This window comes from Dehalobacter sp. (assembly GCA_023667845.1).
Classification (GTDB): domain Bacteria; phylum Bacillota; class Desulfitobacteriia; order Desulfitobacteriales; family Syntrophobotulaceae; genus Dehalobacter.
This window is the reverse complement of record JAMPIU010000199.1, coordinates 25,777-39,233: the sequence shown is the minus strand read 5'-3', so window position 1 is coordinate 39,233 and position 13,457 is coordinate 25,777. Positions and strand designations below refer to the sequence as shown.

Here is a 13,457-nt window from a genome sequence, read left to right as displayed (position 1 = left end):
GTTGCTAATACTGGTACCTGCAGGTTTGGCTGCCAGGCAACGGTCCAGATCAGCGGCCCGACTAATAGCATAGGTCAACGTTAAGTTCGGGTTAAAAAGTCCCCACGGTTTTTTAATTTTTCATTATATTATTTAATAAATATTTACTATGCTAACGCTTTATATATTGTTAAACGGCATAGGGAAATTGTATCTATTTTTTTACCCGATAATTATTTAACCTAAAAGGAATTATTAAAGCATAATTACCGTTTGGACAGTAATCGAGATCTCGTCTGATGGTCTCTTAAGAGGCTATTCGATGGGGTCTTGGATATGTACCATAATGATGGGCATTCGTCACATGCGTTTGAGGGGAATGATTCTCCCGACCGTGATGTTGCTTGTATTGGGGGGTATATATCTTAGGAATTACGGAAAAAATTCCTGCGGTATGTGCAAGCATTGAATATCGTATAGGAGATGATGATGAATGCAATATGAAGCGCCGAAACTCATAGCGATGGACGAAGTCGTTCACACTAGTGAATGTGCGGAAGGCATCAGGGCCGCTGACAGCAACTGTTCTTCCGGTTACTGTGCAACCGCAGGAACATGTGCCTTTGGTTGCCAGGCTTTAACGAAATACAGCGGGAACTTCGATTTCCAGCTTAAGTAAAATAATCTCAAAAACAATTTTTTAATTTTTCTATAACTGTATTCTTATTTCTGCTTATTATTTAGCTTTATCAACCTGAATTATGTTTATTTAAGTATAGTAATTTTCTCTGTATTGAATATTCAATATGGCATTAACAATTAATTTATATGTAAAGAAATCCATTACATATTAACCATAATAAAATGATTAGGGACCTTATTATGAGCGAAACCATTGGCCCGGAAGGATACTCTTTAACGCTTGCGGATGGCCAGCAATGGTGTATCATACATGAAGATGAGGCTTCAGAGCCGATTGTTAAGCGATTGGTATCCATATTTGGCCTGAAAGCCGATAACGGTAATGGCTCGACAAAAATCATCGTCGCCAAGAGGTGCTTTGGTGCTGAAGGCGACATTGTCAACGATTCCCGGTCATACTCGCGGTTTAAAGATTACCCCCGTGACGGATGGCTAATGGTCAGACAGGATCCGGTCAGGATATGGCATCATCCCGATATACCGGATATGGTCTGTGAGCTAATGGATTATGATAAAGAGAAGCTCCATATCGAGAACCTGGAATATCTTGATTTTCAATACATGGTGGGTACACTGTATCCTATTTACCAGCGTGTTATAGATCGCGGTGGGATCATTATGCACTCGGCTATGATGGAGTTAGGTGGAAAGGGCGTTGTGCTGGCCGCGGAATCGGGGACGGGCAAATCGACCTGTTATCGCCGGATAGAAAAGCCCTGGCGTGCAGTGACGGACGAGGAGGCGCTGGTCGTAAAAGTGGGCGATCGCTATATCATGCATCCGATGCCCACCTGGAAAAACTATTACGAGCTGGGGATGAAGGAGGCGAGCAATGTACAGCAACAGATACCCCTTCACGCTATATTTTTCCTGGAGCGGGGCGAGAAAGATCGGGCGTTCCCGGTCGGTAAAGGAAAGGCGGCTTTATTGATTTATCAGTCATCGATTCAGTTGTTGGGCAAGTACTGGTTGTTTATGAGCATGCCCGAGGCAGCAGCCTTCAGGAAAAAGTTGCTGGATAATGCGTGTAATATTGCCGCAAGCGTTCCCGCGTATACGTTGCAGGCCACGCTGACGGGTCGGTTCTGGGAAGAGATGGAAAAGGCCCTTTCGGATAAATAGATCAGTGTATCCCATCGGTCATTAGTGTAAATACGAGTGTTTCGACTATGGAAAATGAGAAACAATTGCCTGTGGTCATCGTCGGTGAAAGCATGTATCCGACGCTGAGGAGCCTCGACGTCATCACAGTCACGCCTTATAACGGGCAGAAGGTACGGCGTGGCGATATTATAGTATTTATTTCGCCTAAAGTTAGCAATTTAAAGGTTGCGCACCGGGTAGTAGCAATTAATTCAAACGGAATAATCACCCGTGGCGATCATAGCAAGGAGAACGATGCGTGGGTTTTACAGGATTTTGATGTCATTGGTAAGGTCGAATCTGCGCGGCGTAACCAAAAGCTGATTAAAGTAAAGAATGGGGTGGCAGGAGAGTTAATCGGACTTGTTCACCATATTAAAATTCTGTGTAAACTCTTTACCCGGGAAAGGATTTTCGTCCCGATCAGTCCGCCGTTTGTTTTTATTTATCGATTTTTGAGTAAATCGGGCATATTCAGGATATGGATCCCGGGGCCATGGAAACCCCGGCTCATGACTTTTAGCAAGCCAAATGGTATCGAAATGAGGCTGTTAATGGGAAAGCGTATGATCGGTATATGCACTCCTTTCTCTAAAAAATGGATTATCAAGAAACCGTTCCTGTTGTTTGTTGATGAATCGTTGCTGCCACCACTGCCTCAAGACCCGGATTACTATACGACGCAAAACATTGGTAATAATGTTGATAGTCATTAATTCAAAATAATGGCATTATTTTCTTGTGGTTCTTTGCCATGGATATCCTGTGTGTACGATGACATCTCCTCTTTTCTATCGATGTTATAAATATATAGCTTGTTTAATAGATGGTTATCCTCGGAAAAGCTATATATCAACGCATCACTACAATTTAAGGCAAATTTATATGTGGACAAAAATTCAGGGCCTGGTGATCCTATTTAGTATATGGATATTTATTACGCTGATAGCCATGGCTTTATTGGGAAACCTGGACCCGACGATGTTCTTCATCTTATGCCTGTTAGGGTTTTTGATCATTTTCGACATCACCGGGCCGTATACGGTCAGGCCTAAGTGGAAGTCTCGAGTGTGGATACTTACAGCGGTCGGTATTGGAATATTTGTAGTAATCGCAGCTCAAAAGATGATAGAATTGATCTTACCGAGATTTCTGTGATCCGATGCTTGAAGCGGGATACTATAAAATTTGATGGGTGTGTAAAAAATGTCCGGGCAAAAATTAAAATCAAACATTTTTTTTATCGTTATAATCCTTTTGCTTTACGCATCACAATTGACGATAATCCCTTGCTTTGCCCAGGCAGCCCGGCCGATAAACCACGAGAATCCGGATACCGTTGAGCCTATCATTACCTATAAAACCGAGATTGAATTGCAGGTACAGCTTATCGTAATGATTCAGACCTCTTATAGTACAGTTAAATGTAGTTACGATTCTGATTTTAATTTATCAAAATCGCAACTGGGTATTTATAAAAATTCCTATGATAATTATAAGGAGCTTATACCAGGTGCGAAATTATCCAGTTCCAAATATTATGTCCTTAATCCGATAATGGCAGATTGTCAAAAAGACCTCGAGATATGGATAAAGGATTCGGAGAGTTATGCGAACAATTATCGAAATTTTGAATATTTCATCGCTGCGGAAGATATCAAGAGTGCCACTCCCTATGCGCTCCTGCTACGGGATTCGTACCATAATCTCAGCATTGCACGTAGCTCTTTTTCGAACAACACGATGCTCGTCACGCAATTGCTTGATAACCAGTTAAATACGAGTTACCTCAACATGAGTTCCTCGTTAATGGATAGACATTTAAAAAATTTGAGTGAAAAAGAAAAGGCCGTGGACGATCTGCTTGACCGGACGAGCCTCAGCCTGGCCGCCGACAGATATGCCGTCCGTAACGGGGAGACGATCAACTTTACGATTTTGTTGAAGACGGATGGAAGCGTCCCGGTTGAGGGTGAAAACGTCAACCTGTACGTCAACGATCGGATAGTAGCAACGAAACCCCTTGATTTTAACGGTGCTTGCACCATTTTCTATGTAGTCCCGGAAGATACTGTTAATCGCCTGAAAGTGCTCGCCGAGTTCCGACCGGAAGACAGGTGGCTGGTGCCTGTGAACAGCAGCCGGCTGGAGCTGCTGGTCGACGAGAAAAATACCTATATTACCATGCATGTACAGCCCGATGCGGCTTCTTATGGAGACCAGATAGAGATCAAGGGCCGGCTGCAGACGATCGAGGGTGATGCGGTCCCACATAGAAAGATTATTTTTACCGTTAATGATCAAAACGTGGGCAATGCGACTACGATGGACGATGGGTCATATCGCTACCTCTATCCGGTAACCTCGCAGACCCCGGGTGGTATTTGTAATATCCGTGCCACTTATACCCAGGACACGGTTGGCGGTGATATATTCTTGGGCTCTCGTTCCTCCGTTTACCCGGTGACGGTCCTGACGCAAGATACATTGTTAACGTTCACATCCTCCCATAATAGCCTGATAGGCGGAGATAGCAGCGAATTTTATGGCCAACTGATGACCAGGGGTGGTGTGCCCGTCAAGGACGCGATCATCAGCATCTTCGATGGTAACCGTCAGTTAATAACGAATACGACGGATAGCGATGGCATGTATCGGGTCGGCTGGGTTGTGCCCGTTGACTACTTCGATGGTACAAATCGCAATCATTCGCTTTACGCATCTTTTTCAGCGCAGAATAAATCGCTTAACAGTGCATCCAGCAGCAGAATTATGGTCTCGTTTGGTGAGACAGGGCCCGTGATCACGGCCAATAACATGTCGGCGGTGTTGTTCGTCAATGATGTTTTTTACGTCCGCGGATCGGTGCGTAACAGTAACGGTAATCCATTGGCAGGGCAGCAAGTATCTATTAAGATGTCCAACGAGACCATAGTTCAGGTGACGACCGACTCCGATGGTCATTATAATTATATGAAAAAGATCACGATGCGGGATTCCCTCGGGCTGCATCCGGTCGAAATTTCTATACCCGGTTCTACCCATTACGCCGGAACTACCCTGGTCATCCCCTTTAATGTGATCGCCCTGGCGCTTATTATTATCATAGTTCTCCCCTTCATCGTATACGTATTCCTGAAGCTTACCGGCCTGAACCGCCTGATTCTTGTGAGGATGAGACGGAATCAGGCTGCCACATTAAAGAAGAAACGGGTTTCGAAGGCCGGAATCATTAATACTCCGGTCCTTGAGCAGTTGCCAAAGGTTGAAGCAGTGAACTTAGACGCTGAGATGGCAACGATCAATCGGCTGGTGGAGTCGGGGGATATAAAAAATGCACTATCGCATATTTTCCTGGTCATCAAGAAAATTGCGGCGTACAGGGGCATCGACGTTAAGGACTCGATGACGCACCGGGAAATTTGTCGCATGGTGTCATCGAGATACGTGGCGATCTCCCGGCCCCTGCGTGCGTTCATCGGCGAATACGAGATCGTGAACTATGGCAACGTGGAACCCGACAGGAATGAGATGGTTCGCTCGATAGAAAGCTTGAGCGATATATACAAGGGCGTATCATCCCAGACCGGGGAGGAGTAGGTGCCATGAAGCTCAATGTATTGCTTATCACTTTATTTCTTATACTGGTCATTGTGTTAATATCTTCCCGGCTCTATTTTTCCGAAGAGAGCCATAGTACTACCAATATATTATGGAACGGTATTAGCCAATTTTCCTCGTTTTATAAGACTAATAACCTTTATGATCTGTCGGACCTCGAGGTCATGGATCAAGACACTGCGCTATTAATTGTGTATCCGACAAAAAATTTCACGACTGACGAGTCTTTGCTTATCGAAGCCTACATGGAACAGGGCGGTAATGTCATCGTTATGGACGATTATGGTACCGCCAACACATTACTCGAAAGCATTACTTCCCCCATCTCAATTTATCAGTTACCGGTATGCCAGTACGACAGCTATCATATAAATCCAAATTTTCCGATAATAAAGAACTTCACGAGCCCGGGCTCGATATACCGGGTGAACTCGCTTATACTCAATCACCCGGTATCGCTCAACGTTTCTGGCGACGCGATTGTGCTGGCTACAACGTCCCGCCAGGGCTGGATCGATACCGACTTTGATGGTCTCATCTGGACAAGCGAGCCTTTTAATGCGTATCCACTGATGGCCAGCGCGACCTATGGGAAAGGTACATTGACTGTCATAAGCGACGCCGATATCATCACTAACGGGATGATCATCAGGGGCGATAATCGCATGTTCATCGCAGCGCTGCTGAAGAGCAACGCTGTCTATATTGACATGACTCATGGCCATGAGGTGCCACCGCTGGCCCGGCTCCTCGAGATCATCCGGTATGACCTGGCGGCACAAGTTGTGTGCCTAATCATTATTCTCATGTTTGGCTATGTCTTCTATCGACGGGCCGGTATCATCGCTCTTTTACGGCCCCAGCCGAAGGACGAGGAGGTATATATGGATAAGAAGGAATCTATAATTAGCTATATGAAGTCTAAGCTCCCAATAAAGGAGAACGAGCTAAACGAGTTTGAAAAGAAATTGTAGGGGATACCATGGAATCCGATCATTTTACCCCGGAAAGTGCCGATACAGCCCGTTTCAAGGCTATGTCCGACCGCGTGCTCGACGAGATCAGGAAAGTGATTGTCGGCAAAGATGCCCTGGCCAGAGACATGTTGATCGCCCTGTTCTCGGGGGGTAATATTATCCTCGACGGTGTCCCGGGGCTGGCGAAGACGTCCATCGTCAAAGCTTTCACGGCTACGCTGGATCTCGATTTCAAGCGCGTGCAGTTCGTACCCGACCTATTGCCGTCCGATATTACCGGCACGTTCATATTCAACCAGAAGGACCAGAGCTTCACGCTCCGCAAAGGCCCGATCTTTACCAACCTGCTCCTCGTGGACGAGGTGAACCGGGCCTCGCCTAAGACACAGTCCTCTCTGCTGGAGGCCATGGAAGAGAAGCAGGTCACGATCGAAGGCATGACCTATGGGTTGCCTCAGCCGTTCATGGTCATTACGACCCAAAATCCCATTGATATCGTGGGCACGTTCCCGCTGCCGGAAGCCCAGATCGATCGTTTCATGTTCAAGCTGAACGTCGAGTATCTATCGTCCAGCGAGGAGCTGGAGATGATCACGATGAAGGATGCGGAACATGAGCATGTGGTCGAAAAGGTGCTGACCAAGGATGATGTTCTAAGCCTGCTCGATACTGTGAAGCGTGTTTACGTCGACGTCAAGGTCAAAGAATACATCCGGGACCTTATCATGGCATCGCGTTCTCATGAAAAGCTCCTGCTGGGCGGCAGCCCCCGGGCGTCGATCGCACTCCTGAAGGCCTCGAAGGCGCTGGCGGCGATCGAAGGCCGGAACTACGTCATACCGGACGACATCAAGTATCTGGCGCCAAAAGTACTGAACCACCGGCTGATCGTCAAGCCCGAGTATGAGTACGAGAACCTGACGACTATGTCGATCATTGAAGAGCTGCTGGCGAGCGTGAACGTACCAACTTCCTCATCCTGAGCTGTCCACCAATGGCCTTAAAAGACGTGACCATCGTAATTGTCGGAATCGCCCTGCTGGCTGCAGGCGTCATCACATCGGGCGTTATTTTTTATCTGGCGTTTCTGGCAATGTTGCTAATCGCCGCCCTGGATTATTACCAGCTGATGGTCTCGCTGCTCGACATCCGGCTAAAATCGAAGGTCCAGACCGATACACACGGGATGGAATGGCACATGGTCTCGAACGCCGCAGTATCAACGCGGCTCGACTACAAAGGCAGGATAACGTATAAGGCGAAGGTCGCCAGGAAGGTGGACGGTCCGCTGAAAGTGCTGAGCGCTCCTCCCGCGGAAATCGTGTTCGCTCCCGGCCAGTCACATCTGCTTAAAATGGAGTTCAAGCCCCTGTCGACGGGCGAGGTGACGATCAATCCGCTCATTGTTACCCTGGAATCGCGGCTTTTCCGTAAATCCATCAGCTTCGGGGTCACACAAAAAATTAACGTGACGGCAGGCCTTGGTCACTCCCATAACCTCATTAATCCCTCCCGCGCCCGGATACGGAAGCACACGGATATCCTGAGAAACGCAATTTCTGACACCCGTGGTGGCACTGACTTCTATAACATCCGCCCCTACGTGCTCGGGGACGAGCTCAAGAACATCGACTGGGCGCGCTCGAGCCGGACCGGCAAGCTCATCGTTAAAGAGTACGAGGACACACGACTGCTGCCAGTGTTCTTCCTGCTGGACCTCGATGCCTCCATGGGCGTCGGCGACCAGATGTCGGAGCTGGACGCGGCTATCAGCCTGATCGTGAAGCTGGTCAATAAGTTGCTGATGGACAACACGATGTACGGGCTGATCGGCTTTTCCCGGGCTGATGTCGTCACGTTCCGGCCGCTGGGCATGGGGCGGGAACATCTCGGGACACTGAAAAACATCCTGTCGAACGCGAAGCCGGTTGCGAAGACCGATTACAGCCGTTTTATCCCTGTGCCCCTTTATCATGCGGATAACGTCAGCCGCATACTGCGCGATACTGAGGGCTGTGAGGTCCTGGGCTCGATCATGGAGGAGACGCTAAAGGAGCATGTCCTGAATGCCCGGTCCGATGGATTCGTCCGGGCAGTGACGAAAGTGTCGCAATCGACAGGCTCTCCCTGCCAGATCGTCGTCATCACGAACCTGTCCATGGGCATAGCGAACCTGATGAACGGCATACGTATTGCCGAATATTATGGACATACCGCCTCGATTGTCCTGACGCCACACATCTGGTACGAGGATAAAGAGCAAATCGATGTGGATAAGTTCTACGAAAAGTATCGGGAAATTAAAAAGCATATCGCCCGTATAGGGAGCATGAGCAAGGTCAAGGTCGTCGACCTGTACGCGGGCGAACGGGTAGACGAGATCATTTATACGAGCGTATCATACGGCCCAAAGGTCGGTATCAGGAGATGATTTTACGGCAGACAACGATAGCTCAACCCAGTTGAAGGTACAGCGGGACATGCTGAAAAAGACGCTGGAGCGCTATAGTAAATGGGGTGTCAAGCCGACTGCTGTAGGCATTTTCCTCTTAGGGGTCGCTATGCTGGCCACCTGGGTCATCACCCGTGATAATACCAATATGTCGATGCTCCTGCTGCTGGCCGGCATTGCGCTGGTCGCCATCGCGATTATTCTCTATTTCCTGTCGCCTTCCCGCTACATTCGCAGCGATGTTTGCGACGCGATGGCTATTGCGAGCACCGAAGACGTTTACCATATACTATCGTCGCTCCTGGTGAACGCGAAGGGCATATACCTCCCGCCCAGCCAGGCCGGGGCTATGAAACTGTTCATCCCGCTTTCGATCAATGCCAGTGACGAAGACATTGGTAAGATTACCCTTGGCAATAGCCTGATCTTCAACGTTGAGGGAAAGAGCTTAAAGGGGATTGTCATCGATCCCCCCGGGCAAGGCCTTTATCGGTACTCCCGGAAGATCGGCGCGCTCTATACGTTCGAAGGCCTGGACTCGGAGATCAAAGATCTCCTCGAAAACGGCCTGGAGTTGGCCTCAGGCGTTAAAGTAGTCATCGGGAATGATCAGGTGCACGTCAGCATAAAGCGGATCGCCAACGCGGGCATGTGCGCTGAATTGCGCAAGGATAACCCGGCTATCTGCGAGCAGATAGGCTGTCCAATATGCAGCTTATTGGGGTGTATCATCGCGGATGGGACCGGGGAAAAGGTCAGGGCTAAAAGTATTAATGTGCAGGGTAACCGCATAGATGCGTTTTTCGACCTGCTCGGGGATTGAAAATGGCGGCCAAAAATGCGAATATCGATCGAATAGAATCTCCTGAGGTTGACATCAGGCGATACTTCCGGGACATGGCCCTGGACCTCAAGTTGACGTGGGCATTTGTACTGGTGATGCTGGTTTTCATCTACTTCCCATACCTTAACGAGACTCCCGTCAGGTCGGCCCTCGGCCTCGTGATGATCCTTTTCATTCCCGGCTACGCCTTGATTGCCGCGCTGTTCCCTGGCAAGCGCGACCTGGGCCGGATGGAACGCGCATCATTGTCGCTGGGGCTCAGCATTGCAGTTTCTTCCCTCATCGGCCTCGGGCTCAACTTTACCCCGTTCGGCATAAGGCTGGATCCGCTTGCAATCTGTCTGTCCTTGTTTACGGTCATCGGCGTGGCTATTGCCAACAAGCGCCGGCACGATCTCCCGGAGGACGAAAGGCTCTCGGTTAGCTTAAAGAGCGTTAGAACGGCTATTGGCGAAGAGATATTGCCTGCCTCGGCTCGTCGCCTGGACCGCGCTCTGAACCTGATACTGATCGCGGTCGTATTACTATCTGTCGGGTTGACGGTATTCGTTCTGGCAGTGCCAAAGCAGGGTGAAAAATTCACAGAGTTTTATGTGCTCGGTCCGACGGGCATGACGGAAAACTACCCCCTGGAGTTCTACCTCAATGATACGAAACCGATTACACTGGGCATCGTCAATCACGAATATGCGAACGTTACATATGACGTCGAGGTAAAGTTAGGCGATGGTACGAATAGTGAAATATTGTATCCCCGAAGTGTGGTAAGGCTTGCGGCGGAACAGCGCTGGGAACAATCGATTAACCTGACGCCGAGTCTGACCGGCACCGGCCTGAGGCTGGACTTCCTGTTATACCGGGATGGTAACATAAATGAGACCTACCGGGACCTTCACCTATGGGTAAACGTTACAAAGCTTATATAGGGCTCCCTGAAGAATTCATAGAGTTAACATCCTCACTTACTCCTGCTGAAGATTATGGTGGTCATTGAAATATGTGTGATTTATGATTGATACAATAGAAAATACACCTCAAGATAAGACAATTGTCGTTGTAGGCAATAGCATGAGCCCCACCCTGCAGGCCCTCGATGTCGTCACAATTTCAACAAACACGCGAGATATCTGCCCCGGAGATATTATTGTCTTTCCGTCCCCGAAAAACGCACAAAAGGTCATACATAGGGTGACATCGATAACCGCGCAAGGAATAATGACGCGCGGCGATAATAGTATATTTATTGATACCTGGACGGTCAATCCCGGGGACGTGATTGGCAAAGTCGGATATGCCCGACGAGGAGGCCGACGGCTACATATTTACAATGGTATTGTCGGCCAATTGATTGCATGGACACTGTTTGTAGTAAATTTCATTTTATATTATGCCAAACGTCTTATCTATCGTATAAACAGGGCATTCTCTCTATCGGGCATTATCAAGGCCTGTTTACCAAAAATCATGAAGCCTGAGGTTTTATCGTTCAAACGCCCGGAAGGAGTTGAGCTACAGTTGATCATGGGCAGGACGATCATTGGCCAATATCATCCGTCTACAGACAGATGGATAATAAAAACTCCTTACCGCTTGTTTATAGACGAGGAATATCTGGAAAAAATCCGGTTATCCTGCAAAGCACCGCCTACCGAAGCAAGCAGTTGCAGAGAAAAATGAACGCTTGGCTATTTCGCTCAATGGTTCGCAGCTGATGACCTCATGGCCTTGTAACTCGATTATTCCGTCGGCAACGCATCTATCAATTCCCAAAATTTGCCATCAATAGAAACTTTAAGCTCATACGCTGGTACCTTTTTTGACATCTCTAAGGCATTGTTAAAGACCTTTTTAAATATTTTCAGCTGTTCTTCTTTATCCAGGTAAGAAAATATTCGATTACAGGCCGCAATCGCAGCATCATACATCAACAGTGCAGCTTTTCCGGATACAATGGGCTCGATCCGTTCTTGCGGGGATTGCTTGAGGAAAAAGACGGCCTTGACTTCGACATGTTCCTGTACGTTCCACGTCTTCTTTTCGCGGTCCATCATATAATCGCTCCACGTAGGGAACGGATGAGCTTCGTAATGCCCATCGTCGAGTCTGCATATGAGTGCCTCATCATCGCACAGGGCTCGCCATGGAGAGGGTATTCGCCTGCAGCAGGTAGACTTACCGGTGCCGCCCGGCGCGGATAATAATGCGCCCTTTCCATTGCGCTCCACAAGCGCGGTATGGAACGGGAATCCTCCGCTTTTAATTATCTTAATATAGATAGGGCTGAGGGAATAGAACATTTTAAGATAATTATTTTTATTGTTCTTAGTACGTCCGATGTTACACCAAATATCATCCGTTCGATCGTTTTTATGTAAGGAAAAATTATCATCTTCAAAAAAAGACGACCATTTAATAGCAGGTGATTCTTCTTGCATTAAGGGCTCAACACTGTTATCATCGGGAGTAAAAATTATCTTCTGGCAATAGTTCCCCGGGGATTTCCCGAGCCCCATGATTCGGGCAAGATCTTCCAGCCAGGGCTGCGCTTCGCCAGATGCAAAAAGTTGCCAGCATTGGCCGCTCGATAGTTTTATGTTATACCCGTTGAAGTGATCGTCTTTATCCAACTATATCACCGTCTGGAACCGCGTGAATATTTAAATTAACCGTCGTACATCCCCTTTTCTTATCGCTTATACTACCTTATCGATAGAGATCCGGAAGAATAGCAATTAAAGATTAATACTTAACGTTTAATTACTTGATGATACAGTCTTAAATTCCTCGCATTACTCTTTCTATCTCTTCCCAGAACTTACCCTCTTTAGAGACAAGGAGCTTGAAAGCCGGTGTCTTTTGTGCCATACTGCAGATGTTTTTAAAGATCATATCCCGGTTAACAGCGAGGGGCTGGTAATCTGGTTCACGAACGATGTTCATACAACCCCTTAACGCCGAATGATATATCGATAAGGCCGCCGGAGCTCTATTGATCGGTATTGCCTTATCTGCTCCGGATTGCTCCAACAAAAAAATGGCTTTTACGGGAATATGGGCCTTCACGTCCCATGTCGTATCGACGTTGCCATTGACAAAATCGCCGAAAGTAGGCAACGGGTGCGCGTGATAGTTACCATCGTCATCGCCTATCAACAGTGTATTATCGTCGCACCAGGCTTCCCAGGGTGCGGGCACGCGCCTGCAGCAGGTAGATTTACCGATTTTAGGGTGCCCCATCAGTAAAACGCCATAACCATCTCGCACGATCAGTCCCGAGTGGAATGGCGCTCCTCCTGTCTGGATCACCCGTTCGACTATTGGTGCCAGAGAACAGGCCATGCTCTCGTATTCCCTGAACCGGCTTAGTTTCGTACCGATACAACAGACTATATCGGGGGCCTCGTTATGATACAGTAAATGCACAGGCCTCAATTTTCTAACGGCCCAATTCTCTTTGGGGAGATCACCGGGAATGTATGCCCGGAAATCGGCATTGTCCGGGTCACACACGATAAAAGATAGCCCGTGGCAATCGACCTGACCGGTCGTCTCCAAACGCATAATATTTGCCATTTTTTTTAACCAGCGGGCAGCATCGCCAGGAGCAGTAAGCCGCCAACAGTGGCCGTTATACAAGCGTAAATAATACTCCCCGCTGTCGTGTTCTCTCATGTTATGAAAGAATATGGAACTGTATTAAATAACCTTGCTGGTGATAAAAAAGAAAGAAAACACCGGT

General features: G+C 47.8%; 13 protein-coding genes. 11 read left to right on the top strand and 2 right to left on the bottom strand.

What is annotated here, in order from left to right; translation table 11 throughout:
* The first annotated feature begins 472 nt into the window (after positions 1-472).
* From NC238_16145 to NC238_16095, 11 genes are all read left to right on the top strand, one after another.
* Positions 473-658 (top strand): hypothetical protein, encoded by a 186-nt coding sequence (locus NC238_16145; protein ID MCM1567439.1) that lies wholly within the window; start codon positions 473-475, stop codon positions 656-658.
* Positions 659-861: 203 nt separating this feature from the next.
* The gene (gene scmC / locus NC238_16140) at positions 862-1,803 is read left to right on the top strand and encodes a SynChlorMet cassette protein ScmC (protein MCM1567438.1); all 942 of its coding nucleotides are present in this window, start codon (positions 862-864) and stop codon (positions 1,801-1,803) included.
* A 47-nt stretch (positions 1,804-1,850) separates the two neighbouring features.
* A complete protein-coding gene (locus NC238_16135; GenBank protein ID MCM1567437.1) occupies positions 1,851-2,540 on the top strand; it encodes a signal peptidase I in 690 nt (229 codons plus the stop codon).
* 169 nt (positions 2,541-2,709) lie between these two features.
* Positions 2,710-2,982 (top strand): hypothetical protein, encoded by a 273-nt coding sequence (locus tag NC238_16130; protein ID MCM1567436.1) that lies wholly within the window; start codon positions 2,710-2,712, stop codon positions 2,980-2,982.
* 48 nt (positions 2,983-3,030) lie between these two features.
* Positions 3,031-5,424: a hypothetical protein gene (locus NC238_16125; GenBank protein MCM1567435.1), complete on the top strand. Its 2,394-nt coding sequence runs from the start codon at positions 3,031-3,033 to the stop codon at positions 5,422-5,424.
* A gap of 5 nt (positions 5,425-5,429) precedes the next feature.
* Positions 5,430-6,419, top strand: coding sequence for a GldG family protein (locus NC238_16120; protein ID MCM1567434.1), 990 nt, complete (start codon positions 5,430-5,432; stop codon positions 6,417-6,419).
* An 8-nt stretch (positions 6,420-6,427) separates the two neighbouring features.
* Positions 6,428-7,405, top strand: a complete 978-nt coding sequence (locus NC238_16115; GenBank protein ID MCM1567433.1) for a MoxR family ATPase — start codon at positions 6,428-6,430, stop codon at positions 7,403-7,405.
* Positions 7,406-7,416: 11 nt separating this feature from the next.
* Positions 7,417-8,853, top strand: a complete 1,437-nt coding sequence (locus NC238_16110; GenBank protein MCM1567432.1) for a DUF58 domain-containing protein — start codon at positions 7,417-7,419, stop codon at positions 8,851-8,853.
* 49 nt (positions 8,854-8,902) lie between these two features.
* Complete coding sequence (locus tag NC238_16105) at positions 8,903-9,697, top strand: hypothetical protein (GenBank protein ID MCM1567431.1); 795 nt, start codon at positions 8,903-8,905, stop codon at positions 9,695-9,697.
* A gap of 2 nt (positions 9,698-9,699) precedes the next feature.
* Positions 9,700-10,644 (top strand): DUF1616 domain-containing protein, encoded by a 945-nt coding sequence (locus tag NC238_16100; GenBank protein MCM1567430.1) that lies wholly within the window; start codon positions 9,700-9,702, stop codon positions 10,642-10,644.
* A gap of 82 nt (positions 10,645-10,726) precedes the next feature.
* Positions 10,727-11,395, top strand: a complete 669-nt coding sequence (locus NC238_16095; protein ID MCM1567429.1) for a signal peptidase I — start codon at positions 10,727-10,729, stop codon at positions 11,393-11,395.
* 59 nt (positions 11,396-11,454) lie between these two features.
* On the opposite strand, the gene scmC (NC238_16090) is transcribed toward NC238_16095, so the two are convergent.
* Together scmC (NC238_16090) and scmC (NC238_16085) are read right to left on the bottom strand one after the other, a co-directional pair.
* On the bottom strand, positions 11,455-12,345 hold the full coding sequence (gene scmC / locus NC238_16090) for a SynChlorMet cassette protein ScmC (GenBank protein ID MCM1567428.1): 891 nt from the start codon (positions 12,343-12,345) through the stop codon (positions 11,455-11,457).
* Between the two features lie 148 nt (positions 12,346-12,493).
* A complete protein-coding gene (scmC, locus tag NC238_16085) occupies positions 12,494-13,354 on the bottom strand; it encodes a SynChlorMet cassette protein ScmC (protein ID MCM1567427.1) in 861 nt (286 codons plus the stop codon).
* Between the last annotated feature and the right edge of the window lie 103 nt (positions 13,355-13,457).